The 26863-nt window shown below is 61.5% G+C and carries 25 protein-coding genes and 1 other RNA gene; 9 read left to right on the top strand and 17 right to left on the bottom strand.

Annotated features, from left to right (window positions below; all coding sequences use genetic code 11):
- Window positions 1–1428 (bottom strand): cytochrome c oxidase accessory protein CcoG, encoded by a 1428-nt coding sequence (gene ccoG, locus ACR0MM_RS12620; protein ID WP_170391110.1) that lies wholly within the window; start codon window positions 1426–1428, stop codon window positions 1–3.
- Between the two features lie 101 nt (window positions 1429–1529).
- Window positions 1530–2405, bottom strand: coding sequence for a LysR family transcriptional regulator (locus tag ACR0MM_RS12615; protein ID WP_170406462.1), 876 nt, complete (start codon window positions 2403–2405; stop codon window positions 1530–1532).
- A 99-nt stretch (window positions 2406–2504) separates the two neighbouring features.
- On the opposite strand from ACR0MM_RS12615, the gene ACR0MM_RS12610 reads away from it, so the two are divergent.
- Window positions 2505–2666, top strand: coding sequence for a hypothetical protein (locus tag ACR0MM_RS12610; protein WP_480696493.1), 162 nt, complete (start codon window positions 2505–2507; stop codon window positions 2664–2666).
- A gap of 150 nt (window positions 2667–2816) precedes the next feature.
- Here the strand turns inward: ACR0MM_RS12610 and ccoP are convergent, their stop codons facing one another.
- Genes ccoP through ccoN form a run of 4 tightly spaced genes read right to left on the bottom strand, consistent with a single transcriptional unit; the run spans window position 2817 to window position 6224 of the window.
- Window positions 2817–3680: a cytochrome-c oxidase, cbb3-type subunit III gene (ccoP, locus tag ACR0MM_RS12605; RefSeq protein ID WP_170342399.1), complete on the bottom strand. Its 864-nt coding sequence runs from the start codon at window positions 3678–3680 to the stop codon at window positions 2817–2819.
- The gene (locus ACR0MM_RS12600) at window positions 3677–3862 is read right to left on the bottom strand and encodes a cbb3-type cytochrome c oxidase subunit 3 (RefSeq protein WP_093964331.1); all 186 of its coding nucleotides are present in this window, start codon (window positions 3860–3862) and stop codon (window positions 3677–3679) included. The genes ccoP and ACR0MM_RS12600 overlap by 4 nt, the downstream gene beginning before the upstream one ends.
- 11 nt (window positions 3863–3873) lie before the next feature.
- Window positions 3874–4602 carry a cytochrome-c oxidase, cbb3-type subunit II gene (gene ccoO, locus ACR0MM_RS12595; RefSeq protein WP_093964330.1) on the bottom strand — a complete coding sequence of 243 codons (729 nt, stop codon included), beginning with the start codon at window positions 4600–4602 and terminating at the stop codon, window positions 3874–3876.
- 14 nt (window positions 4603–4616) lie between these two features.
- Window positions 4617–6224 carry a cytochrome-c oxidase, cbb3-type subunit I gene (gene ccoN / locus ACR0MM_RS12590; RefSeq protein ID WP_093964421.1) on the bottom strand — a complete coding sequence of 536 codons (1608 nt, stop codon included), beginning with the start codon at window positions 6222–6224 and terminating at the stop codon, window positions 4617–4619.
- A 196-nt stretch (window positions 6225–6420) separates the two neighbouring features.
- Here ccoN and ACR0MM_RS12585 point away from each other — a divergent pair, with 196 nt between their 5' ends.
- Entirely contained in the window at window positions 6421–7260 is an 840-nt protein-coding gene (locus ACR0MM_RS12585) for a universal stress protein (RefSeq protein WP_480696491.1), read from the top strand.
- Window positions 7261–7311: 51 nt separating this feature from the next.
- Here ACR0MM_RS12585 and ACR0MM_RS12580 read toward each other — a convergent pair whose 3' ends face one another.
- Together ACR0MM_RS12580 and ACR0MM_RS12575 are read right to left on the bottom strand one after the other, a co-directional pair.
- Window positions 7312–7566, bottom strand: a complete 255-nt coding sequence (locus ACR0MM_RS12580; protein ID WP_170365008.1) for a GlsB/YeaQ/YmgE family stress response membrane protein — start codon at window positions 7564–7566, stop codon at window positions 7312–7314.
- 58 nt (window positions 7567–7624) lie between these two features.
- Complete coding sequence (locus ACR0MM_RS12575; RefSeq protein ID WP_480696489.1) at window positions 7625–8947, bottom strand: aminotransferase class I/II-fold pyridoxal phosphate-dependent enzyme; 1323 nt, start codon at window positions 8945–8947, stop codon at window positions 7625–7627.
- Between the two features lie 98 nt (window positions 8948–9045).
- Between ACR0MM_RS12575 and ACR0MM_RS12570 the strand changes: the two genes are divergently transcribed.
- A complete protein-coding gene (locus tag ACR0MM_RS12570; RefSeq protein WP_480696487.1) occupies window positions 9046–9918 on the top strand; it encodes a LysR family transcriptional regulator in 873 nt (290 codons plus the stop codon).
- On the opposite strand, the gene fnrL is transcribed toward ACR0MM_RS12570, so the two are convergent.
- Window positions 9915–10658: a transcriptional regulator FnrL gene (fnrL, locus tag ACR0MM_RS12565; protein ID WP_170360914.1), complete on the bottom strand. Its 744-nt coding sequence runs from the start codon at window positions 10656–10658 to the stop codon at window positions 9915–9917. The genes ACR0MM_RS12570 and fnrL overlap by 4 nt on opposite strands.
- A gap of 61 nt (window positions 10659–10719) precedes the next feature.
- On the opposite strand from fnrL, the gene hemN reads away from it, so the two are divergent.
- Together hemN and ACR0MM_RS12555 are read left to right on the top strand one after the other, a co-directional pair.
- Window positions 10720–12075, top strand: a complete 1356-nt coding sequence (hemN, locus tag ACR0MM_RS12560; RefSeq protein ID WP_480696485.1) for an oxygen-independent coproporphyrinogen III oxidase — start codon at window positions 10720–10722, stop codon at window positions 12073–12075.
- Between the two features lie 212 nt (window positions 12076–12287).
- The gene (locus tag ACR0MM_RS12555) at window positions 12288–14216 is read left to right on the top strand and encodes an elongation factor G (protein ID WP_480696483.1); all 1929 of its coding nucleotides are present in this window, start codon (window positions 12288–12290) and stop codon (window positions 14214–14216) included.
- Here ACR0MM_RS12555 and ACR0MM_RS12550 read toward each other — a convergent pair.
- From ACR0MM_RS12550 to ACR0MM_RS12530, 5 genes are all read right to left on the bottom strand, one after another.
- Window positions 14213–15790 (bottom strand): ABC transporter ATP-binding protein, encoded by a 1578-nt coding sequence (locus tag ACR0MM_RS12550; RefSeq protein WP_170342383.1) that lies wholly within the window; start codon window positions 15788–15790, stop codon window positions 14213–14215. The two genes, ACR0MM_RS12555 and ACR0MM_RS12550, sit on opposite strands and share 4 nt — an antisense overlap.
- Window positions 15787–16893 carry an ABC transporter permease gene (locus ACR0MM_RS12545; RefSeq protein WP_170342380.1) on the bottom strand — a complete coding sequence of 369 codons (1107 nt, stop codon included), beginning with the start codon at window positions 16891–16893 and terminating at the stop codon, window positions 15787–15789. Before ACR0MM_RS12545 ends, ACR0MM_RS12550 begins: the two co-directional genes overlap by 4 nt.
- The gene (locus ACR0MM_RS12540) at window positions 16894–17988 is read right to left on the bottom strand and encodes a microcin C ABC transporter permease YejB (RefSeq protein WP_480696481.1); all 1095 of its coding nucleotides are present in this window, start codon (window positions 17986–17988) and stop codon (window positions 16894–16896) included.
- 1 nt (window position 17989) lies between these two features.
- On the bottom strand, window positions 17990–19900 hold the full coding sequence (locus tag ACR0MM_RS12535) for an extracellular solute-binding protein (RefSeq protein WP_480696515.1): 1911 nt from the start codon (window positions 19898–19900) through the stop codon (window positions 17990–17992).
- 172 nt (window positions 19901–20072) lie between these two features.
- Entirely contained in the window at window positions 20073–20576 is a 504-nt protein-coding gene (locus tag ACR0MM_RS12530) for a c-type cytochrome (protein ID WP_170341467.1), read from the bottom strand.
- 119 nt (window positions 20577–20695) lie between these two features.
- On the opposite strand from ACR0MM_RS12530, the gene ACR0MM_RS12525 reads away from it, so the two are divergent.
- On the top strand, window positions 20696–21529 hold the full coding sequence (locus ACR0MM_RS12525) for a prephenate dehydratase (RefSeq protein WP_170360906.1): 834 nt from the start codon (window positions 20696–20698) through the stop codon (window positions 21527–21529).
- Window positions 21530–21585: 56 nt separating this feature from the next.
- Here the strand turns inward: ACR0MM_RS12525 and ACR0MM_RS12520 are convergent, their stop codons facing one another.
- Window positions 21586–22053 carry an SRPBCC family protein gene (locus ACR0MM_RS12520; protein ID WP_480696479.1) on the bottom strand — a complete coding sequence of 156 codons (468 nt, stop codon included), beginning with the start codon at window positions 22051–22053 and terminating at the stop codon, window positions 21586–21588.
- Between the two features lie 38 nt (window positions 22054–22091).
- The gene (gene nudC, locus ACR0MM_RS12515; protein ID WP_480696477.1) at window positions 22092–23075 is read right to left on the bottom strand and encodes an NAD(+) diphosphatase; all 984 of its coding nucleotides are present in this window, start codon (window positions 23073–23075) and stop codon (window positions 22092–22094) included.
- Window positions 23076–23248: 173 nt separating this feature from the next.
- Between nudC and ACR0MM_RS12510 the strand changes: the two genes are divergently transcribed.
- Both ACR0MM_RS12510 and ffs read left to right on the top strand, forming a co-directional pair.
- Window positions 23249–25117, top strand: coding sequence for a 5'-nucleotidase C-terminal domain-containing protein (locus ACR0MM_RS12510; protein ID WP_480696475.1), 1869 nt, complete (start codon window positions 23249–23251; stop codon window positions 25115–25117).
- Window positions 25118–25156: 39 nt separating this feature from the next.
- Window positions 25157–25255, top strand: an RNA gene (gene ffs / locus ACR0MM_RS12505) — signal recognition particle sRNA small type.
- Between the two features lie 81 nt (window positions 25256–25336).
- Here the strand turns inward: ffs and ACR0MM_RS12500 are convergent.
- The gene (locus ACR0MM_RS12500; protein ID WP_480696473.1) at window positions 25337–26194 is read right to left on the bottom strand and encodes an alpha/beta hydrolase family protein; all 858 of its coding nucleotides are present in this window, start codon (window positions 26192–26194) and stop codon (window positions 25337–25339) included.
- A gap of 123 nt (window positions 26195–26317) precedes the next feature.
- On the opposite strand from ACR0MM_RS12500, the gene ACR0MM_RS12495 reads away from it, so the two are divergent.
- Window positions 26318–26851, top strand: a complete 534-nt coding sequence (locus ACR0MM_RS12495) for a TetR/AcrR family transcriptional regulator (RefSeq protein WP_480696471.1) — start codon at window positions 26318–26320, stop codon at window positions 26849–26851.
- Window positions 26852–26863: the final 12 nt, after the last annotated feature.

Genomic DNA, 26863 nt, shown 5'->3' with positions numbered 1-26863 from the left:
TCAGTTCCCCCGCCCGTTGAACGTGGTGTCCTTGTAGGCGCGCTCGCCGCTTTGCAGGTCTTCGACCCAGATCCGGACCGGTGTCGTTTCCGCCGATGCGGGCGCTGTATCTTTCGCGGCGACGATGTAAACCCGGGTCAACTGTGCCGTGTCCGCAGTTACGTTTACCGTATCCAGTTCCGTTCCTTCAATCTGAACCTGCAGGCTTGGGTCACCGACCAGAGACAGTTTGAACAGGCGGTCTTCGCCATGTTTGTTCCGCAACCGCACGTCGTAGGTGTTGCGGATCGAACCGTCGGACATGGTCACGAATGTCGGATTGCGCACCGGCGCAACCGTCAGATCGATATCCGACCGGATGAACAACGCAAACAGCAGGCCAAATCCCACCAGCGACCAAAGCGCGGTATACATGATCGTCCGGGGCCGCAGGATGTGTTTCCACACGTTCTTGGGAGGCTGGCCCGCGCGTTCACGCGTTTCGTCGCTGAGCGCCATATAGTCGATCAGACCGCGCGGCTTGCCGATCTTGGCCATCATGTCGTCGCAGGCATCGATGCACAGCGCGCAGGTTATGCACTCCAGCTGTTGGCCATCACGGATGTCGATCCCGACCGGGCAGACATTGACGCAGGCCATGCAATCGATGCAGTCGCCCAGTTCAGAGTCGGCCGTCCGTTTGCCCTTGCCGCGCGGCTCGCCCCGCCATTCTCGATAGCCAACCACCAGCGTGTCCTCGTCCATCATCGCCGCCTGAATTCGCGGCCACGGACAGGCATAGATACAGATCTGCTCTCGCGCGAACCCGCCGAAGAAAAAGGTCGTGCCGGTCAGAACCAACATGGTGGTATAGGCGATCGGATGAGCGTTGCCGGTCACAAGGTCCCGCGCCAGGGTCGGCGCATCCGCGAAATAGAACACCCAGGCCCCGCCGGTCGCCAGACCGATCAGGAACCAGACCACCCATTTGGTCAATCGCAGCCGGGCCTTACGGAAATCCAGCTTCTTCTGACGATGAAGGCGCAGGCGGGCGTTTCGATCGCCTTCGATCCAGCGCTCGACCAGAATGAAAAGGTCGGTCCAAACCGTCTGTGGGCAGGCATAGCCGCACCACACCCGCCCCAAGGCCGACGTAAACAGGAACAGGCCCAAGCCGGCCATGATCAGCAGTCCGGCCACAAAGTAGAATTCGTGTGGCCAGATCTCGATCCAGAAGAAGTAAAAGCGGCGGTTCGCAAGATCCAGCAGCACCGCCTGATCCGGAAGGCTGGGCCCCCGATCCCACCGGATCCACGGCGTCACATAATAGATGCCAAGTGTGACGGCCATAATGATCCATTTGAGGTTCCGAAACTTGCCGGAAACGCGCCGTGGAAAGATCGGTTCCCTTGCGGCGTAAAGGCTGGGGGCTGGGGTGTGATCGCTCACGGCATGGCTCCGGATCTTGCTGTTGGTCGGGCGACTTGTTCCAGATCATACACCGGACAACTTTGACATGGGTCAAAAGCGCATCGCACAGACACCTTTTGTCACACCTGGTTCGCTTGGCGTTTCAACCACCCGACGAACGTCTTCACCGCCTTTCTCTGCGGCGTTTGCGCCGTCACGATGTGGTAGCCTCGGGCGTCCGGTGCGACATGAAGTTCAATTAGTCTTCCGGCCACGATATCACGTTCGACGAAATGTCGCACCGTCACCGTGACCCCCTGCCCCGCGCGCACGCCCTCAAGGACCAGATTGCCCGGCAGACTGGTCCGTCCGGCGCCGGGGTCCATAGCCGCCCCATGTTGTGCCAGCCATGTGCTGGCTTCGGTCGTGCCCACCTCTTCCAGCCACGGCAAACGGGCAAGATCAGCCGGCGACCACTCGGACCTGGACCCTAAGAGACCGGGCGCGGCAACGATGACCATCGGGGTTTTCAACAACATCTCGGACCGGACACCCGGCCAACCGCCTGCCCCATATCGAATCGCGACATCCACCCCGCCGGGGCGCAGATCGACCAGTTCCGGTGACGGATCCAAGGTCAGATCGATCCCGGGGTGATCCGACCGGAAAATCGGCAGCCGCGGCATCAGCCATGAAGCCGCAAATGAGGAGGTCAGCGAAACGTGTACCGGCCGATCCTCGCCCGCGTTCACCAGGTCCGAGACCGCCGCATGGATGGCGCCAAACCCCAGCTGAACGCTGCGGGCCAAGTGTTCGCCATCCGACGTCAGGACCAGCGTCTTGCCCGACCGGTCCAACAGGGTCACGCCCATATGCGCCTCAAGCGCGCGCAACTGCTGGCTTATGGCGGCATGACTTACATTCAACGCATCGCCAGCTTTGACGATATTTCTGTGCTCGGCAAATGCAGCGAAAGCCCGTAGCGCCGATAGTGGCGGAAGGTTCAGCCAGTCCATATGTAACCTCTGCTTACATTTGAACACGGTAATTGAGTCGCAAATATCCGGTCAAGAGCCGATGCTGGAACCCGAGTTCATCGCATCAGGAGAAAGACCATGCTGAACATCTACGCTGCTTCCTTCATGACCGCCACGCGGTTGAACGCCCCCACGCTGCGCGACGCGCCCAAACCGAATGCGCCAAAAAGGAAAAGATGGCTGCCCGCCGGACACTGGTGGGTCAGCAAGAGCCGCGAGTTGGATCCGCGCAACCTTTAGGATCAGTTTGCGTGCCCGCGCTGGACCGGGGCCATTGTCAGCACTATTTTCGGAAAATGCGGTGCCGGCTGTTCAGGAAACGCGCGAACAGATGGAACAGCCGGCACCTAGGCCTTCGGGCGGCACGCCGCCCGAAGGTGTTCCTGGATATTATTGACCGCCACCCAATTGGTGGACATAGGCCGACACGGCGCGGATCTGCGCCTCGGTCAGACGCGTGTCCCAGGGGGGCATGACGCCAAACCGGCTGTAGGTCACCGTTTCGGTCAGCGTTTTCTCATCGCCGCCATACAGCCAGATCGCATCCGTCAGGTTCGGTGCGCCCTGCGCGATATCGCCCTTTCCGTCTTCGCCGTGACAGGCCGCGCAGTTGTCCTCGTAGACAACCTTGCCCGCCTGCGCCGCAGCATCGTCGGTTTGGGCGTTGGTCAGCGACATCACATATTGCACGACCTGGGTAATTTCCTCGGGCTCGAGGATCTCGCCGAATGCCGGCATTTCGGAGTAGCGCGCGTCGTCGCTTTCTTCGTTGCGAATGCCGTAGCTGACCGTTGTGACGATGTCATCCAAGGTGCCGCCCCACAGCCAGGCGTCGTCCAGAAGGTTCGGGAAACCTTTCGCACCCTGCGCGCCCGAACCGTGGCACTGCGCGCACCAGGTGCGGAACACGGCGCCACCGGCGTTGACCGCATATTGCTGCAGCTCGGCATCCTTGGCGATGTCATCCAGCGGTGTCTCGACCAGCTTGGCGTTCCACGGAGCGTTGGCCTCTTCGAACGAAACCATCTCCTTCTGCACCAGCTCGCGCGAAGACCAGCCAAGCACACCGGCGGTTGCGGATTGCACCAGCGGCCACGCCGGATACATGATCGTGTAGATCACACCCCAGAAGATGGTCGCGTAAAAGGTCCACAACCACCAACGCGGCATCGGGTTGTCGAATTCCTCGATGCCATCCCAGCTGTGACCGGTCGTCTTGGGATCACCCGGCTGTTTTTCAGGTGTCTTGCTCATTTCCGCGCCTCCTCGGATGTGGCGGGTTTGTCTTGATGCCGGAACGGGATGTTTGCGGTGTCCTTGTATTCCTTGCTGGCACCGGGGCGGAACACCCAGATGACGATGCCGACAAAGAAGGCGAACAACAGAAGCAGCATCCAGCTATCCGCGAATTGCCTCAGGATCGTGTATTCTTCCATCACACCCTCCTTTAGCGGCTTGCATCCGGGGTGAAGGTCGAGAAGTCGACCAGCGTTCCCAGCATCTGCAGATATGCAACCAACGCATCGGCTTCGGTCAGTTCCGGCTGACCATCGAAGTTGCGCACGTTGACGTTTTCGCCATAACGCTCCAGCAGCCCGTCATAGTCGCTGTCCGGATCGGCCTGCGCCCGGAAATCGGCAACTGCGTTTTCCAGCATCTCGTCTGTGTAAGGCGTGCCCAAAACCGCATTGGTTGCCATGATGTCACCGATATACCGGCCGTCGATCTTGCGGTTTTCCAGGAAGCCGTATTTCGGCATCACGGATTCCGGCACCACCGATTGCGGATCACGCAGATGGTCCACGTGCCATTGATCCGAGTAGCGGCCACCCACACGGGCCAGATCGGGCCCGGTGCGCTTGGACCCCCACTGGAACGGGTGGTCGTACATCGACTCGGCCGCCAGCGAGTAGTGGCCATAACGCTCGACCTCGTCCCGCATCGGGCGGATCATCTGACTGTGGCAGACATAGCAGCCTTCGCGGATGTAGATCTCACGCCCCGCCATCTCGAGAGGGGTGTAAGGGCGCATGCCCTCCACCTTCTCGATTGTATTCTCAAGGTAGAACAGCGGAGTGATCTGAACGATGCCACCGATGGTCACGACCAGGAAGCTGAAGATCAGCAGGAGGGTCGCGTTGGTCTCGAGGATCTTGTGTTTGTCGAGAATTGCCATTGCTCCGGCCCTCCTTATTCAGCCGGGACCGCGACGGTCAGGCTGGCCTCTTTGGCCGGAGCCCGCCGGACGGTCATCCACAGGTTGTAGCACATGATCAGCGCACCAGCGACGAACAGAACACCGCCCAGCGCACGCACCACATACATCGGGAACTTGGCCGCCACGGTGTCGGCGAACGAGTTCACCAGGAAGCCGTTGGCATCCACTTCGCGCCACATCAGGCCTTCCATGATACCGGTGACCCACATCGACGCGGCGTAGAGCACGATGCCGATGGTGGCGAGCCAGAAGTGCCAGCTGACCATCTGCAGCGAGTACAGACGCTCGCGCTTCCAAAGAACCGGCACCAGGAAGTACAGCGCACCAAAGGTGATCATGCCGTTCCAGCCCAGCGCGCCGGAATGTACGTGACCAATGGTCCAGTCGGTGTAGTGCGACAGCGAGTTCACCGCGCGGATCGACATCATCGGACCTTCGAAGGTGGACATGCCGTAGAAGCCGACCGAGATCACCATCATGCGGATGACCGGGTCGGTACGCAGCTTGTCCCAAGCGCCCGACAGAGTCATCAGGCCGTTGATCATGCCACCCCACGAAGGCATCCACAGCACGACCGAGAACACCATGCCCAGCGTCGAGGCCCAGTCAGGCAGCGCGGTATAGTGCAGGTGGTGCGGACCAGCCCAGATATACAGGAAGATCAGCGCCCAGAAGTGGATGATCGACAGTTTGTAGCTGAAGACCGGGCGTTCGGCCTGCTTGGGAATGAAGTAGTACATCATGCCCAGGAATCCCGCGGTCAGGAAGAAGCCCACAGCGTTGTGCCCATACCACCACTGGATCATGGCATCCTGAACGCCCGACCAGACGATGACCGATTTCGAACCCCAGATGCTGACCGGAATGGTCATGTTGTTGACCAGGTGCAGCATCGCGACGGTAACGATGAACGCCAGGTAGAACCAGTTCGCCACATAGATGTGGGGCTCTTTCCGCTTGACGATCGTCCCCAGGAACACGGCCAGATAGGCCACCCAGACGATGGTCAGCCACAGGTCCACATACCATTCAGGCTCGGCATATTCCTTGGACTGGGTTCCGCCCAGCACATAGCCGGTCGCAGCAAGAACGATGAACAGCTGATACCCCCAGAACACGAACCAGGCCAGGTTGCCGCCCCACAGACGCGCGGCGCTCGTGCGCTGCACGACATAGAAGGATGTGGCGATCAGGGCGTTGCCGCCGAACGCGAAAATGACCGCTGATGTGTGCAGCGGGCGCAACCGGCCAAAGTTCAGAAGCCCCTGCGCCCATTCGAAGTTCAGCACCGGAAAGGCCAGCTGGAACGCGATGAAAGTTCCCACCAGGAACCCTACGACACCCCAAAAGGCGGTTGCGATCACGCCATAGCGGATCACGCCATCCATGTACTCACCCGAACGATCGACAAGAATATCCGGCTCATCCGTGTTTCGCAGCGTCCAGATGAACAGGCCACCGGCGATGAGCATCACCAGTATCGCGTGCACCTGATACGCCAAATCCCGCGCATAGTTGGATCCGATCGCTGCGAACAGCACGACCAGACCAAGCGCGATCAGCTTGATGTAATTCGACATATTGCGTCCCTTTGCCATGCTCCGGGCGATTCTTGTGCCGCATAGAGCTTTCGTTGACTGGTTGCTGTATGATCCATGCACAACCAATGCTGCTTTGATCTGCATCAAGACAATAGCCTGAAAACTGTGACAGGCATAAGCAAATGAATGGGTTACCTGGTCGCACAGGTTTCAGAACCCGAAACACGAGGTCGAAATGGCTTATAAATCTCTTCTCACCGTCATGACGGAAACCAAGTTTGCCAAGCCGGCTCTGGCCCAGTTGGTCGCCTTGGCCGAAGCGCAGGACGGCCATGCCGAAGCGCTGTGCCTCGGTGTCGACCGTAGCCAGACCGGCTACTACTACGCGGGCGCAAACGCCCTGATCCTTCAGGAAACCTTGAAGCGTGCAAATGCCGAGGCCGATGAAGTGCTTGCCTTTGCCGAGGATTTCCTGGGCAAGTCAGGCGTACGCTGGTCCGCTGAGAACGGCGTGGCGCAGATCGCCGATCTGGGTCGGCACGTCGCGCATCGGGCCCGTTTCTCGGACCTTGTCGTTCTGCCGCAGCCCTATGGCAAGGATCGCGGCGCCGAGGCCGAACCGATCATCGAAGCCGCCATGTTCGAGGGGCACGCCCCGGTTCTGGTGGTCCCGGATAACGCGAAACCGTTTGCCAGCCCTCGGACGGTGCTGATCGGCTGGAATGAGAGTGTCGAGGCGATGAATGCCATTCGGCGCGCGCTGCCGTTCCTGCGAGCGGCCGAACTGACCCGGATCGTTGTGATCGATCCGCCGCGTCACGGCCCTGATCGCTCGGACCCGGGCGGTATGCTGTCGCAAATGCTGTCCCGCCATGGCGTGAAATGCGAAATCGACGTGCTGAGCAAGACGATGACACGTGTGTCCGACATTCTGAACCGTCACGCCGCAGACGTCGAAGCCGACATGATCGTGATGGGCGCCTATGGTCACTCGCGGTTCCGCGAGGCCATTCTGGGTGGCGCGACCCGGAACATGTTGGAACAGTCCTCGGTTCCGGTTTTCCTGGCCCACTGAACTACGGGCGCGGCAAAATAAATAACCGCCCCAGACGGGGCGGTTATTTCGTCAGACCTTTTTGACCAAACCGATCAGGAACAGAAGGATCACAGCTCCGATCGTTGCAAAGAAGATCGACGACATCATACCGCCGCCGACGGAAAACCCGAGCGCGGGAAAAATCGTTCCGGCGAGAAAAGCGCCAACGATCCCGACGATGATGTTCCCGATCACGCCAAAGCCGCGGCCCTTCATGATCCTGCCCGACAACCAGCCCGCGATCGCGCCGACAAACAGCATTGCCAATAGGCTACCGAATTCCATGCCTTGCTCCTGAATATTGTTTCACGCAAAGGCATTAGAACACGGCCGGGCCGTTGGGTCACGCACGAACGTAGTGCATCCCCTGGAACCCGGATCGCAGATCCCGCACCTTGGGCGCGACCGATGCGGGATCATCGGCCGACAGCGCCTCGGCGAACAGGGCCACAAGTTCTCCGGCATGTTCGGGGGTCACGCCCCGCCGGACCAATTCGGGCGTTCCGATCCGCAATCCGTTCATGTCACCCGCAACCGGGGCGATAGGCAAACCGATACCACATGCCAGGAACCCAGCCCGCCGCAGGTGTTTTGAAACCGCCTGCCCGCCCCCATAGTCTGCGGCCTTCAGCGCGAATTGGTGCGAGGTGGTGGCTCCACCAGCCCCTTTGAACACTGGCAATCCCTGATCTTCCATCTTGCTGGCCATTGCCTGCGCAAGATCGATCATCGCTTGTCCATAGGCCGGCCCGAAGTCGACCCAGTCCAGCAATGAGATTGCCAGAGCCGCCGATTTCGCGGCATCGAAATTGGCCGTCATTCCGGGAAATGCAATGGCGTCCAGCCGTTCGGCAATTTCGGCGTCGTTGGTTACGATCAGCCCACCCGCCGGGCCGCCCAGGCTTTTGTAGGTGCTCATCGTCATCAGATGCGCGCCTTCATCCAACGGATTCGCCCAAGCCCCGCTGGCGATGATCCCGCATTGGTGGGCCGCATCGAACAGAACCTTGGCCCCGATTTCGTCGGCAATTTCGCGCACGGCCGACACAGGATGCGGAAACAGGTTCAGCGAGCCACCGACGGTGATCAACCGGGGCCGGTGCGTTCTGGCCATGTCGCGCAGAGCGGCCAGATCCAGACTGTACCCGTCCGCATCCACTGGTGAATTGACCGTTTGCAGACCATAAAGCCCTGCGCAGCCACCCTCATGGTGGGTGACATGCCCGCCGATCGCGGCCGGAGGCGCGATGATCGTATCGCCCGGCCGTGTCAGAGCCATGAAGCCATACAGATTGGCCAAGGCGCCGGATGCCACTCGGATTTCGGCGTATCGCGCGTTGAACACGCGGGCCGCAAGCTCGGCCGCGATCACCTCGATCTCCTCGATGGCCTCAAGACCCATCTCGTATTTGTCGCCCGGATAGCCCAAAGATGGACGACTGCCCAGACCCGCGGCCAGTGCCGCCTCGGCCCTCGGATTCATGACATTTGTCGCCGGGTTCAGATTGAAACACTCGGCATCGTGAATATCCGAGTTTCGCGCGATCAACGCGTCGATCCGGGCCTCGATCGCCTCCGAGCTGCTGTCGGCAACCTTCCGGGCGATGGTCTGAACAAGGTTTTCGCAGTGGCCCGGAACCCAGGCACGGTGAGCAAGGTGCTGCATCTGATCCTCCGTCTCTGCGGCCAACGATGCAAAGATCCTGACTTGCGCGCAAATCAGTTTTGCGAAAAATTAGGGTCAGAAAAATTGAGCCTAAATCCATGCCCGTTGCTCCACCGCGCCCCAAACCCCTACCTCTGAACGCGCTGCGGGCGTTCGAGGCCGCAGCCCGCCTGGGCGGATTCTCGGCGGCGGCTACGGAACTTGGCGTCAGCGCAGGCGCGGTATCAGCCCATGTCAAAACGTTGGAAGACGAACTCGGTGCGCCCCTTTTCGAGCGCACCGCAAGAGGCGTTGCCCTGACCGCGCTGGGACAGAAGGCGTTGCCGGACCTGACCAAGGCCTTCGACACCTTGGGACAAGCCACATTGGCCATGCGCGCCCAGGCACAGCCGCAGGTGGTGCATATCGTGACGCTGCCATCGATTGCACAGCTGTGGCTGTCGCCAAGGTTGCCCGAACTTCGAGCCGCAGAGCCGGAAATCGAAGTTTCGCTCACGGCCGAGGAAACCCCGCCCAACCTCAAGCGCGCGCCCTTCGACATCTACCTGTTTTTTGGCGGAGATTTGGGGGACCCCATCGCCGAAGACGCCATCTTTCCGATTTGCGCGCCGGCCTTGGCGAGTCGCCTGACTACGCCCGAGGACTTGGCGAATGTGACTTGCCTGTCCGATTCGACCTGGTTCGACGATTGGCAAACATGGGTGGCGGCGGCGCGCCCCGGATGGGCGTTCACACCCCGCGGGCCGGTCTTCTCCTTGTACGCGCTGGCGGTCGAAGAAGCGCTGAACGGTGCGGGTGTGTTGATGGGGCACAAAGCGCTGGTTCAGCCGCATCTGGACAGCGGTCGACTTGTGGCTCCGTTCGAAACGGCGGTCACTCTTCCCGACAGGCTCAAGCTGTGGTCGCCACGTGCCGTCCGATCGCAGACACCGGTCGGGCGCGTCGTCGAGTGGCTCAGAAAAACCGCTTAGACCAGAAACCCGCCGTCCGAATCATCCCCGGCCTCTTCCATCAGGCGGCCGATATCCGGTACGGTCACGTGGCGCTTGCCCTGCAGCAGGATCACTTCATCCTTTTTAAGCGCAGAAATCTGACGGCTGACTGTCTCCAGTGTCAGACCAAGGTAGTCGGCCATCGCCTCGCGGGTCAGCGGCAGGTCGAAGACGATGGGGCCGGATGAGCCCTTCTGGCTGGCAGACGCATCCCGGCGTGCGATGATCGACAGCAGGCTGGCGATCTTCTCTCGCGCGGTCTTGCGGCCAAGAACCAGCATCCATTCACGCGCCGCGTCCAACTCGTCCAACGTCATCTGCAGCAAGCGGTGGGCAATATGCGGTGTGCTGCCCATGAGGTCCTCGAACGGTTTCTTGCGGAAACAGCACATGACCACGTCAGTGGTCGCTTGAACGTCATAAGGCGCCGAGTCGCGCCCCGGCCGCCCTACGAAGTCGCTGGGCAGCAGCAGGCCCACCATCTGGGTGCGCCCGTCCTCCATGGTTTGGGTCAGAGACGCGATCCCGGACACAACCGAGCCTACGAAATTCATCTGATCGCCCGACCAGATGATCGTCTGACCGGCCTCGAAGCTGCGGTAATACTTGATTTCTTCCAACGCGACCAACTCGTCCGCATCGCAGCGCGCGCAGACGGCTCGATGCCGAATTGGGCAATCTTCGCAATTGGAGTGGTCAACGAGGGTATTAAGTGTCATGCGCGCGTCCACTTGATCTCGGTCAAGGTTTTCTGGTCGTCGAGCCTATACCGGTGTCGTCATGATAGTAAAACCTCAATTGGCAAAGCTCGGACTATTTGACGCGAAGGTACCGCGTTATACCAGCTATCCGACCGCCCCCCACTTCAGCAATGACGTGGGGCCCGACATGTTCAGCGACTGGATCTCCGCCATCCGGCCAGGCAGTTCGATCTCGCTCTATGTCCATGTGCCGTTCTGCCGCCGGCTGTGCTGGTTCTGCGCCTGCCGCACCCAGGGCACCCAGACCGACAACCCCGTCATCGCCTATGTCGATGTCCTCAAGGCCGAATTGGACCTGCTGGCCGCGCGCCTGCCCAGCGGGGTGACCCTGTCGCGGCTGCACTGGGGCGGGGGCACGCCCACTCTGCTGAACCCCGACCTGATGCGCGAACTGGCCGCGCATATTCTGGGCATCGTCCCACTTGGACCCAACGCGGAATTCTCGGTCGAGATCGACCCCAACGAGGTGGACGCCGCCCGTCTGGATGCGCTGGCCGAGGCCGGGATGAACCGCGCATCGATCGGGGTTCAGGATTTCGACGACGAGATCCAGAAGACGATCGGGCGCATCCAGAGCTATGACACCACCCGCGAAGCGATCGACATGATCCGCGAGCGCGGCGTGCCCAGCCTGAACGCTGACATCCTGTACGGACTGCCGCACCAGACCAAGGCGCGGATGACCGAAAGCGTGCAAAAGCTACTGTCGCTCAACCCCGACCGGGTGGCCCTTTATGGCTACGCGCATGTGCCGTGGATGGCGAAACGCCAGCAGCTGATCCCGTCCGACGCCTTGCCGACGCCGGAACAGCGGCTTGATCTGTTCGACACCGCCCGCCGTCTGTTCCTGTGGGACAATTACGAAGAAATCGGCATCGACCATTTCGCTACCAAGGATGACGGGCTGACCCACGCGCTGAAAGCCGGGCGGCTCAAGCGGAACTTCCAGGGCTATACCGACGATCAGGCCGAGGTTCTGATCGGCGTCGGCGCCAGCTCGATCTCGCGCTTCCCGCAGGGCTATGCGCAGAACGCACCAGCCACGTCGGCCCATACCAAAGCGGTGCGCGAAGGCCGGTTCTCGACCTCGCGCGGGCATCTGTTCAAGGATCAGGACATTCTGCGCGCCCGTTTGATCGAGGCCCTGATGTGCGACTTCCGCATCGAAACGGCAGAAATCCTGCGCGACCACGACATCTCGGCAGCCGAGCTGACCGCGATGTACCAGCGCGCCAATGACGCCTTCGACGGGCTGTTGCAAGTCACCGATGACGGGCTGTTCATCCCGCCCGAGGCGCGCGCCTTGACCCGGATGATCGCCCGCACCTTCGACGCCTATGACCTGAGCAAGGCAGGCCACAGTTCGGCGATCTGACGACAGGCGGCAGGCCGCGTGCCGGCCAGTCGCCACAATGCTAAAAAGCGGGGGGTTGACGCGCGCGGTGGGTTTTCCCCACACTCGGAAGGCGGGCGGCAGGCCGCCCGACGCCGAGGCAGGCCATCATTCAGACAAAACTCGCCGGCGCATCTGCGTCCGACAGGTCCTTTCGCGCAGCCACTCTGCAACTTGACGAAGGGACAGCACCCATGCGCGTTTTTACCGTCCTCGGCCCCAGCCAATCGGGCAAGACAACACTGGTCGAGGCCATCAGTCGCCTTGATGGCCGGCCCACCACATTCGACCTATCCGGAACCGTGCATCTGCACGGTTTTTCTTATCTGGACGAACCGTGGTGCGCGATCGATGTGGATGGCGGCGGTGATGCGCTGGCCTATGCCGGGCCCGCCATGGCCATTTCCGACGCGGCGGTGGTGGTTGTTCCGCCGGACCCGGACGCGGCCGTTCTATGCGCCCCCTACCTGCGGCTGGTCGAGGAAGCGGGCATTCCCTGTTTTCTGTTTATCAACCGGATGGACAACCCTAACGGCCGCATCCGCGACATCATCGCCGCGCTGCAGACCTATTGCAGCCATCACATCACCTTGCGGCAGGTTCCGATCCGTGAAGGCGAAACCATCATCGGGGCCGTCGACCTGATTTCGGAGCGCGCGTGGAAATATCAGGAAGGTCAGCCCTCGGCGCTGATCGAACTGCCGCAGTCGGTGGCCGATCGCGAGGCCGAAGCCCGCACCGAGCTGCTCGAAACCCTGTCGGATTTCGACGACAACCTGCTCGAGCAGCTGATCGAGGACAAACAGCCGCCTAGCGCCGAGATCTATGACTTGGCAGCGCAGGTGTTGCAGAACCACCAGCTGATCCCGGCCTGCCTGGGCGCGGCCAGCCATGGCAACGGGCTGACCCGCCTGATGAAGGCCCTGCGGCACGAGGCGCCCGAATTCGACATCGCCGCCGACCGCGACGCGGCGCCCGAGGCCGCCCGCGCCATCGCCGGTTTTGCCGACGTCAAGAAGCACATCGGCAAGATCACCGTCCTGCGGGGGCTGGGCGACGGGATCAAGGCGCATGACCCGCTGGGCGGCGAAACCGTTGGCAACCTGACCGCGCTGGACGCCAAGACCCAGATCGACGGGCTGAAGGCCGGCGAGATCGGGCTGGCGGTGAAATCCGATCACCTCAACCCCGGCAATATCTATGACAGCAGCGGCTCCACGCCGCTGCCGGATTGGGCCACGGCGCATCCGGTCGCCTATCGGCAGGTGGTGTCGCCGGCCCATGAACGCGACGACGTGCGCCTGTCCAACGCGCTGTCCCGGCTGGTCGAGATCGACCCGGGCCTGACGCTGGAACAGGACGAGCTGAGCGGCCACGCCGTTCTCGGTTCCCAAGGGCCGCAGCACATGCGGCGGGTGGTCGCCAAGCTGGCCGAGGATTTCGGGATCGAGATCGAAACCTCTCCGGTCGAGACCGCGTATCGCGAGACCATCCGCGCCACGGTCGAACACCGACACCGCCACCGCAAGCAATCCGGCGGAGCGGGGCAGTTCGCCGATGTGGTGATCTCGGTCGCGCCGCTGCCGCGCGGATCGGGATTTCAATTCGACGAGGTGGTCAAGGGCGGCGCCGTGCCCAAGAACTATATCCCCTCGGTCGAACAAGGCGCGGTCGATGCATTGGCGCAGGGCCCCGAGGGCTTTCCGGTGGTCGATGTAAAGGTCACGCTGCATGACGGCAAGCATCACAACGTGGACAGTTCCGATTTTGCCTTCCGGACAGCCGGCAAGAACGCCGTGCGCGAAGCCTTGCCACAGGCCAAGCCCGTCGTGTTGCAGCCGATCCTGAACGCCGAGATCCACGTTCCGTCGGCCTTCGTGGGCGATCTGGTGCCCACGATCAGCTCGCTTCAGGGGCAGGTACTCGGGTTCGAGGGCAACCCGAACGCGCCGGGCTGGGAGATATTCAACGCCCAACTGCCCGCCGTGGCCGAGGACGAACTACACCGCACACTGGCCAGCGCCACACGCGGCACCGGCTGGGTCAAGCTGCAGTTCGACCACTATGAAGAGCTGCGCGGCCCGGCGCCGAAATCGGCGGCGCGCGAAGCGGCCAACGCCTAGCCTGCCGCAGCGATCAGTTCGCGGGTATAGTCATCCTGGGCGTTGACGAAAAGATCTTCGGCAGCGCCCATCTCGACCACGTCTCCGTTGCGCATGACGATCACCTTGTGTGACATCGCCCGCACCACCTTCAGGTCGTGGCTGATGAACAGGTAGGCCAGCCCGTATTTCTTCTGCAGGTCGCGCAGCAATTCGACGATCTGCACCTGCACCGTCATGTCCAGCGCACTGGTCGGTTCATCCAGCACCAGCAGCTTGGGCCGCAGCACCATGGCGCGGGCAATCGCGATGCGCTGGCGTTGCCCGCCCGAAAACTCGTGCGGATAGCGGTCCATGGCCGCCGGGTCCAGGCCCACCTCGGTCATCACCTCGGCCACCAGTTCGCGCGGGGCACGGTGCGGGTCGACCTTGTGGATCGCCAGACCCTCGGCAATGATCTGCTGGCAGGTCATCCGCGGGCTAAGGCTGCCGAACGGGTCCTGAAACACGATCTGCATGTCCTTGCGCAAGCGGCGCAGCTCGCGCGTGGACCAGCGGCGCACATCCTGCCCGCGGAAGGTGATCCCGCCCTCGGAGGCGATCAGCCGCATGATCGCCAGCGCCAGCGTGGTCTTGCCCGAGCCGCTTTCGCCCACGATCCCAACGGTTTCGCCCGCCCGCACGCTGAGTGTGGCGTCGTTCACCGCCTTCACATAGCCGACCGTGCGCTTCAGGAACCCGCGCTGGATCGGAAACCAGACCTTCAGATGCTCGGTCCGGGCCACTTCTTCGGCGGCGGGGTCGATCGGGTCGGGTATGCCCGTGGGTTCGGCCGCCAGCAGCTTGCGGGTATAGGGGTGCTGAGGGTTGTCGAAGATCTCGGCCACGGGGCCGGTCTCGACGATCTCGCCATCCTTCATCACGCAGACCCGGTCAGCGATGCGTCGCACGATGCCCAGATCATGGGTGATGAACAGCATCCCCATGTTTTCCGATTTCTGCAGTTCGGCCAGCAGTTCGAGGATCTGCGCCTGAATCGTCACGTCCAGCGCAGTGGTCGGCTCGTCCGCGATCAGGATGTCGGGCTTGTTGGCCAGCGCCATGGCGATCATCACCCGCTGCCGCTGTCCGCCGGAAAGCTGATGGGGATAGGCGTCCAGCCGTTCCTCGGGGTCGCGGATACCGACCTTGTTCAACAATTCGACGATCCGGGCGCGCGCCGCGTCGCCCGTCAGACCCTGGTGCAGGGCCAGCGATTCCGCCATCTGCTTCTGGATCGTGTGCAGCGGGTTCAGCGAGGTCATCGGCTCCTGGAAGATGAAGCTGATGTCGTTGCCGCGCACCTCCATCAGGCGCTGCTCGGATGCGCCAATCATCTCCTGCCCGTCATAGGTGACCGACCCTTCGACGATCGCGCTGTCGCCCAGCAGCGACACGGTGGACAGCGCGGTGACCGATTTTCCCGACCCGGATTCGCCCACCAGCGCCACAGTTTCCCCGCGATCGACATGGAACGACACGCCCCGAACCGCCGTGGTCACCTGCCCGTCCTGACGGAACGAGACCTTGAGGTTTTTCACATCCAGCAAGCTCATGAGAAGGTCTTTCGCGGGTCGAACGCGTCACGCACGCCTTCGAAGATGAAGACCAGCAGCGACAGCATGATGGCAAAGGTGAAAAAGGCAGTGAAGGCCAGCCATGGCGCCTGCAGGTTCTGCTTGGCCTGCAGAGTCAACTCGCCCAGCGAGGGCGCCGAGGACGGCAGACCGAAGCCCAGAAAATCGAGGCTGGCCAGCCCCCCGATCGTGCCGGTCACGATGAAGGGCATGAAGGTCAGCGTGGCCACCATCGCGTTGGGCAGCATGTGGCGGAACATGATGGTCAGGTTGCCCACGCCCAGCGCCTTGGCCGCGCGCACGTACTCCAGATTGCGGGCGCGCAGGAACTCGGCCCGCACCACGCCCACCAGACCTGTCCAAGAGAACAGGATCATGAGGAACACCAGCAGCCAGAAACTTCGCCCCAGCACCGCGAACATGATGATGATGACGTAAAGCGAGGGCGTCGCCGACCAGATCTCGATGATGCGCTGGAAGATCAGGTCCAGCCAGCCGCCGAAAAAGCCCTGCAGCGCGCCGGCAAATATACCGATCAGGCTGGCCGCGCCGGTGACGATCAGGGTGAACAGGATCGACAGGCGGAATCCGTAGATGACGCGCGCCAGAACGTCGCGTTTGGTGTCGTCGGTGCCCAGCAGGTTCTGCCCGTTGGGCGGCAGGGGCGCCGCACCGGGACGGTCGACGCTGGTGTTGTAGGAATAGGGGATCGGCGGCCAGATCGCCCAGCCGCGCTCGAATCCTTCGGCCTGGAACGTCCCCGCCTCGATCTGCTCGATGATGCCTTCGGGGTCGTCGAAACAGTCTTCCAGCCCGCCGCTGTCGATCAGGCAACGGACCTCGGGGTCGCGATAGATCGCCTCGGTCTGGAAGTCGCCGCCGAACTCGGTCTCGGCGTAGAAGTTGAAGATGGGCGTGTAGAACTCGCCCCGATACTTCACCAGGATCGGTTTGTCATTGGCGATGAATTCCGCGAACAGCGACAGGCCGAACAGCACTGAGAAGATGATCAGCGACCAAAAGGCCCTGCGGTTGCGGCAGAAATTGCGCCAGCGGCGCTGGTTCAGAGGAGAAAGTGCCATTTACCCCTCGCGTTTCTCGAAATCGATGCGCGGGTCGACCAGCACATACATCAGGTCGCTGATGATGCCGACGACCAGACCGAGCAGACCGAAAACGAACAGCGTCCCGAAGATCACCGGATAATCGCGCGCCACCGCGGCCTCAAAGCCCAGACGGCCCAAGCCGTCCAGCGAGAAGATCGTCTCGATGATGATCGACCCGCCGAAGAACACGCCGATGAACACCGCCGGAAAACCGGCGATCACGATCAGCATCGCGTTGCGGAATACGTGGCCGTACAGAACGCGCTGCTCGCTCAGCCCCTTGGCGCGGGCGGTCATGACGTATTGTTTCTTGATCTCGTCCAGAAACGAATTCTTGGTCAGCAGCGTCAGCGTGGCAAAAGCGGAAATCGTCAGTGCGATGGTCGGCAGGGCGATGTGCCAGAAATAGTCGGCCACTTTGCCCAGCAGGCTGAGGTCTTCCCAATTGTCCGAGGTCAGCCCGCGCAGCGGGAAGATCTGCCAGTAGGAGCCGCCCGCAAACAGCACCAGCAGCAGGATCGCGAACAGGAAGCCGGGGATCGCATAGGCCACGATGATCGTCGCGCTGGTCCATGTGTCAAACCGTGAACCATCCTTGACCGCCTTGCGGATGCCCAGCGGGATCGAGACCAGATAGGCGATCAGCGTCGACCACAGGCCCAGCGAGATCGAGACCGGCATCTTTTCCAGCACAAGGTCGATCACCGAAACCGAGCGGAAGTAGCTCTCGCCGAAATCCAGCGTCAGGTAGTTGCCCATCATGTTCAGGAACCGCTCGACCGGAGGCTTGTCGAAGCCGAATTCCTTCTCCAGTTCGGCGATGAATTCCGGCGGCAGGCCGCGGGCGCCCACGTATTTGTCATCGAAGACGCCACCGCCGGGTTCGGCCCCGGCGCCCGCGTCACCGGACCCCGCAAAACCCGCGAACACATCGCCCTGCCCTTCGATCTGGGCGATGATCTGCTCGACCGGACCGCCAGGTACGAACTGCACCAGCGTGAAGTTGACGATCATGATGCCCAGAAGGGTCGGAATGACCAGCAACAGGCGTCGAAGAATATATGCGCCCATGTTAACGCAGCGCGCCTTCTGCTTTCAGGGCCGCTTCCTTCTCGGGATTGATCCACCACAGATCAAGGTATCCCAGCGCATAGGGCGGCAACTGATCGGGGTATTCGTACATGTTGTAGTAGGCTGTCCAGTATTCCGCGATATACCCATCCGGTATGATGAAGAACTCATAGCGCAAGGCGCGATCCAAGGCCATAAGCGCTGCATCCTGATCGGTTTGATTGTTGGTCGCAAATGACGCCTCGATGATGGCGTCCACCAACGGGCTGGCAAGGCCTGCCGGGTTGAACAGGCTGAACTCGGCCTCTTTCGAGCCATACATCTGACTGAGGCCGCCGCCAGTGGACAGGAACGCGCCATAGCGTGTCGAATAAACCATGTCATAGTCACGCTCGCGGCTGCGCAGGGTGTACTGCGCCGGATCGACCTTCTCGGCCGAAGCATCCACGCCCAGCGCCTGAAGGTTTTGCACAAAGGTCTCGATCATCGTGGCCGTCGATGTCGGCAGGTTGGACGGATAGGGGATGTTCACCCGCAGGGTCTGACCCTGAGCATTGCGGCGCAAGTTGCCGTCGCCCACAGGCCATCCGGCTTCGTCCAACAATTTTGAGGCTTTGCGCAGGTTGCGCCGATCGTTCAGGCGCGCCGAGCTGGATTCGTGAACGGTCGTCACAGGTTCGGACAACAGCTCGGGTGGAACCACGTCGCCCAAAGCTTGCAGAAATGCCAGCTCTGCCCCCTGCGGTGTATCCATCGCTTCAAGCGGCGTGCCTTCGATGAACGAATCGCGGGGAGAGTTCAGGCCGAAAAGCAGAGACTCATTGGCCCATTCAAAGTTGAAGGCCAGCGCCAGTGCCTTTCGAACATTCTTGTCCGCGAATTGCGGACGCGCGAGGTTGAACACAAAGCCCGACGGGGTCGGCGGACTGCCATTCGCAATCGCGTCCTTGACGACGTAGCCCTCTTTCAACTTGGGGAAGTCATAGCCGGTCGCCCACAGTTTGGGGTCGCTTTCGATCCGCAGCGTGTACTCGCCTGCCTTGAAGCCTTCAAAGGCGGCTGTCTGGTCCGCGAAATACTCGACTCGGATGGTATCGTAGTTGTGCCGGCCCTTGTTGAACGGCAAGTCCTTGCCCCAGTAGTCGTCCCGGCGTTTGTAGACGATGCGCCGGTTGATATCGTAGCTGTCCAATTTGTACGGCCCAGATCCAACGGCGACTTCCAGTCGCGGCTCGTCGAGACGGCGGGACGGGTCTGCCTCGAACCACGCCTTCGAGAATACGGGCGTCGCGCCAACGGTTTCGATCCGGCTGCGGGCCGTCAATTCGGGATTGAACGTGAACTTGACCGTGTGCGTATCCAGCGCCTCGGCGCCGGTCACCATCCGCCCGACGGCCTGTGCATATGACGGCAGGCCCTGTTCGATGAACAGGCGGTGGCTGTAGACCACATCCTCGGCGGTGACAGGCGTGCCATCCCAGAACGTCGCTTCGGGGCGCAGGTGGAAAATGACCCAGTTGCGGTCGGCGTCGTACTCCAAGCTCTCAGCCAATACGCCGTAGTACTGACCGACACTGTCATCGGTGCTGTCCATAAGCCGATCGTATTGCATTGTCGTCAACGCTCCGGGGCGACCTTTGCGTGAATATGGATTCAGGGAATCAAACGTGCCCGATGCGGCCAATGACAGTTCGCCGCCCTTGGGCGCATCCGGGTTGGCATAGTTCAGGTGCGTGTAGTCGGCGGGGTAGTCGAGATTGCCGAAGTACGAGTAGCCATGGCTGCGAATGATCTGGTCCTCGTCGGCCCGGGCTGGCCCCGCCTGCCCCAGAACCAACGCCGCCGAAATGCCCAATGCCGCGACCCAATGACGAAAACCTTGTTCGCGCGCGCCAGGCAGATGGGAAATCATACGGGTCATCCTTCGATGTTGTCTTCTGTCCATGTCCTTGTGCGCAAGCTAAAAGCCCAGCACTGACACTTGCAAGTTTAGAATGCGTGAGCGCTTTGTGAAGTTTTGCTCAGACGAAAAAAGCCGCTGCACATGGCAGCGGCTTTCGCTTTTCCGTGTTTGGATGGGCAGATCAGCCGCCAATCGTCTGCAGGTACGCGATCAGGTCTGCGCGTTCCTGAGCCTTTTTGAGACCGGCAAAGCTCATCGAAGTGCCTTGGATATAGCCTTTGGGGTTTGCAATGAACGCATCCAGCTCTTCCGGGGTCCAGTTGCCGCCGTGCGACTGCATCGCCGCCGAGTAGCCGAAGCCCGCGGCCGCCGCCACAGGGCGGTCCACGACGCCATACAGGTAGGGACCGGTGCCATTGGCGCCTTCTTCCAGCTTGTGGCAAGCCGAACACTTGCGGAAAACCTTCGCACCCTTCTCCGGGTCAGCTGCGGCCAGCAGATCGGCAAAGACCACCTCTTCGCCGTCAGCGCTTTCGCCCGAGCTTTCGGTTTCAATAACATAGGCGGCTTCGCCGTGCCCGCCGACATGGTAGAGAACATCGCCCCCCCATTTTGCCAGGAGGAGTACAAGGAAGGCACCGAACAGGCCGGCTGCGGCCTTGGTAACTGTCATCGTGTCGAACATTGATCGCGAGTCCATTTCAGCTGTCTTCGGGGTGTCTAAGGCTTCCCCTTGCAAGAGGCAAGGTATAGACACCGCGACGAAACGCCCAATTCTGGAACTTGTTGCACGGAATCGACCAAATGACCAAACGCATCGCCTTTCAGGGGGAACCCGGCGCCTACAGTCACGAAGCCTGTCGCAATGCGCGTCCGGATATGGAGGCGCTACCCTGCCGAACATTCGAGGACGTGATCGAATCGGTGCGCTCGGGCGAGGCCGATCTGGCCATGCTGCCGGTCGAGAACAGCACCTATGGACGAGTGGCCGATATCCACCGCCTGCTCCCGCACAGCGGGCTGCACATCGTGGACGAGGCCTTTGTGCGGGTTCACATCAACTTGCTGGGCGTGCCGGGCGCAAAACTCGAAGATATCACCGAAGCCCATTCGCATCTGGTGCTGTTGCCGCAATGCGCAAACTTCCTGAAGGCCCACGGCATCCGCGGGCGCGTCAGCCCTGACAACGCCCGCGCGGCGCGCGAGGTCTCGGAAGCGGGTGAGAAACATTCGGCGGCCCTGGCCAGCGAACTGGCTGGCGAAATCTATGGCCTTGAACTGCTGGCGCGCCACATCGAAGACAGCGACGACAACACGACCCGCTTTCTGGTGATGTCCCGCGAGGACGACCGCAGCCGCCGTGGCGAGCACGGGATGATCACCAGCTTCGTGTTCCAGGTCCGGAACATTCCGGCGGCGCTGTACAAGGCCATGGGCGGTTTTGCCACCAACGGCATCAACATGACCAAGCTGGAAAGCTACATGGTTGATGGCTCGTTCACGGCGACTCAGTTCTACGCCGACATCGTCGGCCACCCGGAAGACCGCAACGTGCAGCTCGCGATGGATGAACTGCAGCATTTCACCACGAATGTGGAAGTGCTGGGCGTGTACCCCGCTGCTCGACCACGCGGTTAGTCTGCTCCCACGCGCAGGCAGCTTGGGACTGCTCACCGCCAGTCAAACGCCGGCTCTCAAGCCCCGTGCAGATAGCGTTCTTCCATTTCGCGCGCAAAATCGCTCAGCCGCATCTGGAACTGGCGCCGGAATCTGGCCTTGCCCAGCTTCAACGACTGCAGAAGCAGACGCGCAGGCAAGGTCTTGGCCGCCAGTGACATCTCGATGCTCAGCCGCGTCTGCTTTTGCGACAGCGACAGAAGATCAATCGTGGTCAGGCCGTTCATCCCCTTGCTGGTCGATCGAAACCGCATGACTGTGGGGCGATCGAACTCGGCCACCTCGATCGCGATATGGCGGGGCTTGCCACGGATCATGATATCGGCTTCCCAGCACGACCCGACCCAGTGGCCCGGCATCTCGACAGTGCGTCGAACCTCGACACCGCGGCGCATCGCCATGCGCTCGAACCGTTCGAAGTCCGCGACCATGTCGAACACCGCATCGATCGGAGCCTGGATATCTTCGCGTGCTGAAACCTGCATGTCGGCCTTTTCTGCTCAGTCAGGGTGCCAGTGTTTCGTCAGTCCAGCGTATCTGCAAGCCAGTTACGCAAAAGAAAATGCGCGATTGCCCCCTTCCGCGCCGGCAGAAGCTTGGGGTGCTCGCCTGCAAAAGCCTGCATCATCTCGGACTTGGTGACCCACATCGCGTCCTCGATCTCGACCGGGTCGATTGTGATCTCGCGGGACAGCGCCTGCGCTGCACACCCGAACATCAGCGACGACGGAAACGGCCAGGGTTGACTTGCCAGATAGCTGACGGGTCCGACCGGAACGCCGGCCTCCTCCATGACCTCACGCCGCACGGCGGCCTCGAGGGTCTCGCCCGGCTCGACGAAACCGGCCAACAGTGAATACATGCCGTCGGGCCACCCCGGAGATCTGCCCATCAGGACGGAATCGCCATGCGTGACCAACATGATCACCACCGGATCGGTCCGTGGAAAGTGCTGACCGCCACAGGCCGGGCACAGTCGTTGCCACCCCGCCTGTGAAATGTTGGTCGGGTTGCCGCAGCGCGCGCAGAACCTGTGCGTCTCGTGCCAGCCGATCACGGCTTTGGCGGTGGCTGCCAATTCGGCGTCCCGGGCCGACAGCCGGATCATGATCCGACGAAGCTCGGCGAACACGTGGCCCACGGGCAGCCCCGGATGCTGCTGTTCGGTTCGGTCCACGAACGCTCCAACGCCCGACAGGTCCAACCCGTCGGCAGACCAATTCGAAATGTCCATTGCAAACAGCGGCGCACCCGCATCACTGCGCCCCAGCAAGATCGGTTGGTCAATCGCCCCGCCGGGTCCGTTCGCAACCAGATCGTGGTCTATCGGAACCAAGGCCAACTGGTCCAGCGCTTCGCCCATGACCAACGGTTTGCCCCGCCACATAAGGATGCACCGCGCCGTAGTATCGGACCGTGCTGCCTCCAAGGCTCTGGCATCGGTACGGATCTGCGCCGCCCGGTCCAGTCCAGAGCCGCCAAATGTCACGTTTTCCGCCCGTTTCATGCCTGTCCCTTTGGAATTTGCACAAGGGCTGCCACGACTTGGGCACTGGTGCAATGGGAATCCACACTCGCAAAAAGCATCGTTGTCGCAAGGGACGCATGGAAGCCCTGACGATTACCTGTATTCTACCTTTCAGTGAAAACGTATGCACAACAGCACCTAAAAGAAGAAAATTGGCTCTGAAATCCTCCCTGCTTCAGGCACATCCCCACTTGAACACCGCGCACATCCGGATTCTCGCAACGACCGACCTGCACATGAATCTGAGCAGTTTCGACTATTATGCGGACCGGCCCGAACCAAGTGTCGGCTTCACCCGAACCGCCAGCTTGATCCGCTCTGCACGTCAAGAGGCGGAAGAGGCAAATGCAACTGTCCTGCTGTTCGACAACGGCGATTCCCTTCAGGGGACACTTCTGGGTGACTGGGCGGTCGCGCAGACCGACGCGACCCACCCTTTGATGTCCGCCTTTGGGCGCTTGGGCTACGACGCGATTGCGCTGGGGAACCACGATTTCGGCTTTGGTCTGCCAGCTCTGGGCCGGATCGTTTCTCGGGCACCTTGCCCGGTTTTGTGCAGCAACATGCAGTGTCTGACCGGGGTGGCGCCCTGGCAGAAACAGGTCATCCTGACCCGTCATGTCCACATCAACGGCCATAGCATTCCTGTCCGAATTGGCGTTTTCTCGATCCTGCCGCCGCAGACGGTGAAGTGGGAAGCACCACAATTGGAAGGCCAAGTCGCAGCCGAGGATGCCGTCGCTACGGCGCGCCGGATGGCCGAGAATTTGCGACGTCAGGGCTGTGACCTGATTGTGGCCCTTGCACATTCCGGCCTAGGCGAGCCCGACGCCGTGCCGATGTCGGAAAATGTGGTCGCACAGCTTTCTGCTCTGGACGGTATTGATGCAATCGTGGCCGGACACACCCACCTAACACTGCCCAACCCAAGCGATGGTAACCCGCAGCTGGCCAGACCCGTGGTCATGCCCGGATCAGCGGGGTCGCATTTGGGGGTGATCGACCTGACGCTTGCCGTGAACGCCATGGGAGAAGCGAGAATTGCTGGTCACAGCGCGCATCTGCGAACGATCTGCCCGGGCGGGGCTGAAACCGGCGCTCGTGTCGTTCCCGAAGACCCTGAGACGGTCGAACTTTTTGCCGCCGCCCACAAGGCGACCCGCAAAGCCGCTGCCCAGCCGGTGGGCCGGATCAATCGTACCCTGCACAGCTATTTCACCTTTTGCGGGGTGGACCAGGGGCTGAACTTGGTCGCCGCAACACAGGCGGCAGCCCTGCGACCGGTTCTGGCCGGAACGGCCTTTGAAACTTTGCCAGTTCTGTCCGCAGCCGCACCTTCGAAATTCGGAGGCCGGGCCGGACCACGGCACTACACCGAAGTCCCGGCTGGCGATGTCACCGTAAGGCATGTCTCGGACTTGCATGTGTTTCCAAACCAACTGGCCGCCATGCTGCTGGATGGCCGCCAGATCGCCGAATGGCTGGAGATGTCGGCTGCCCAGTTTTCTCAACTTGGCAACAGCGACGAGCAGGTTCTGATCAACCCCGAGGGCACCGGGCACAATTTCGACGTGCTGCATGGGGTGACCTACAGGTTCGATCTGACGCAGCCCGCGCGATATGATTTGAGCGGCCAGTTGATCGACACGTCCCATTCCCGCCTGCGCGATCTTGCCTATCAGGGTCGCCCCGTCGGTCCGGATGAACAATTCGTCGTTGCATCAAACAGCTACCGAGCCAATGGCGGCGGCAACTTTCCCGTCCCAGACCCGTCCCGCCTGATCCCGGTTCCACCGCTGAGCCTCCAGGGAATCTTGCGCGACTACCTGGCGGGACGATTGGGTCCGGATCCGTTGGAAAACACCGCCCAAAGCTTTTCCTTTGTTCCGCAGGCGGGCCGGTCCGTGATTCTGAACACCGGGCCACGCGCTGCGAACTACCTGCACGAGCTCGACCACTTTGCAGCCACCGCCGACGGGCAGGACGCGCGCGGGTTTCTTCGGGTACGCCTGTCTTTGTGACGGGTTGCCAAGCGGCTGCGTGATGCCTATATCGGCGGTCGAGAGGTTGGCGCGGGCAAGCGCCTCGCCAACCTGGTCAGGTCCGGAAGGAAGCAGCCACAACGAGCCCCGCTTGGGTCGATGTCCAACCTCTCACTTGACGCCGCGCCGCATATTCGGACGGGTCAATCCAACCTCTGCATTTCGTCGTTGTTCCTGAAGACCGCGCTTGCCGGCGGGTCAGGCGATCAATCGCGGCCAAACGGCACTGCTGCGCCGGGCGAAGGCGCCGATATGACCGATTTCGGACAGTCCGAAATCCTTCGGCTCCAACAAGTGCCGACGGGCGGTCGGACCATAGAGTTCAGCCAACCGCCAGACGGCGGGCGGTGGCACTGTCTGGTCATCCTCGAACGCAATGATATCCGCCGCGGCGTTCGCCCGGCTCCAATCCGCCTGGGGAAGCGTGTCACCAATTTCGGGCAGATAGCTGGTGGGCGATGTACACCACTTGCGCCATTGCCAATAGACGCCCGCCGGCAAATCGGCTCCGAATCCCAGAAGTTTCCCCGGCAGGTACCCCAGAAGACGCACCAGAGGTGGCACGTGGCCATACCAGAACAAAGTCGCCAAGCCCTTGTAGGGCCACGGGTGATCGGCCACCGTCACCAAACCTGCGCACACACAGATCATCCGGTCGATCTGTTCGATTTCCGGTTGCAGCGGACCCAGCATTCCACCGACCGAATGCCCGATCACCCACAGTTTTGCCTGCGGGTATCGACGGCGCATTTCGGCACGCGCTGCGGGCATGTCGATCAGCGCCCAGTCCGCCATCGTGGCCTTCGAGTCTTTCAGCCGCCCGGTCAGCGAATGCTCGAAATCCCGGTAATCATATGTCAGGCAAGCCATACCGCGCTCGGCGGCCAGCCAGCGAGCAAAGTGCTGATAGTAGTCACGTGGCACTCCTGTTGCGCCGTTCAGCACAACAACGGTTTGCGGCTCGACCGCCGGAGTGTAAAGCCGCGCCGCCAGCTGGGTCTGGCCCGACGGAAACTTAAAGTCTTCCACGTCAACCGCGTGCTGCGAATCCAACATCTTTGCCTCCAAACACTCTGGACCGATCGGTCTAATATTTTGTGTCTGGACCAATTGGTCTAGGCCTGTCAATATTTGGCCTGCATGACCCAACGTCCACCAAACACCAAAGATCGCCTGATCGTGACTGCCGCCCGACTGTTCCAGCGCTCGGGCTATAACGGTGTCGGTCTGGCGGAATTGCTGGCCGAAGCGCAAGCCCCCAAGGGTTCGCTTTATCACCATTTTCCAAAGGGCAAGCCGGATCTGGCCCTGGCGGCGGCCAGTTGGGCTTCGGACGGGATGTTGAGCATGATTGCTGCGGCATTCGACGACGCCGCGGATTTTCGCGACGGGGTCACCACCCTGTGCCACAAAATCGCGAAGCTGTTCGACACCTCGGCCCAATGGGAGACCTGCCCCATCGCCGCCACCCTGTTCGAAAGCCCCGACAACCGCGCGTTTCGGGAACATGCCGACCGTCTGTATGAAAGCTGGATCGTCGAAGTTCGAAACCACGCCGCGCGGTTCGGAGTTTCCGACCCTGAAAAAGCTGCGGACACCCTGTTCATCGTAATGCAGGGCGGCTGGCAATTGGCCCGCGCCCGCCGGGATTCGAATGTGCTGCGCAGACTGCCTGATCTGTTCCCTTGGGACTCACTCCGGCAACCGGGCTGAAACCGTCTTGAC

It is taken from the genome of Ruegeria sp. BC6 (assembly GCF_056539185.1).
Note: the sequence above shows the minus strand (reverse complement) of the source record. Positions and strands in the feature narration are given on the sequence as shown.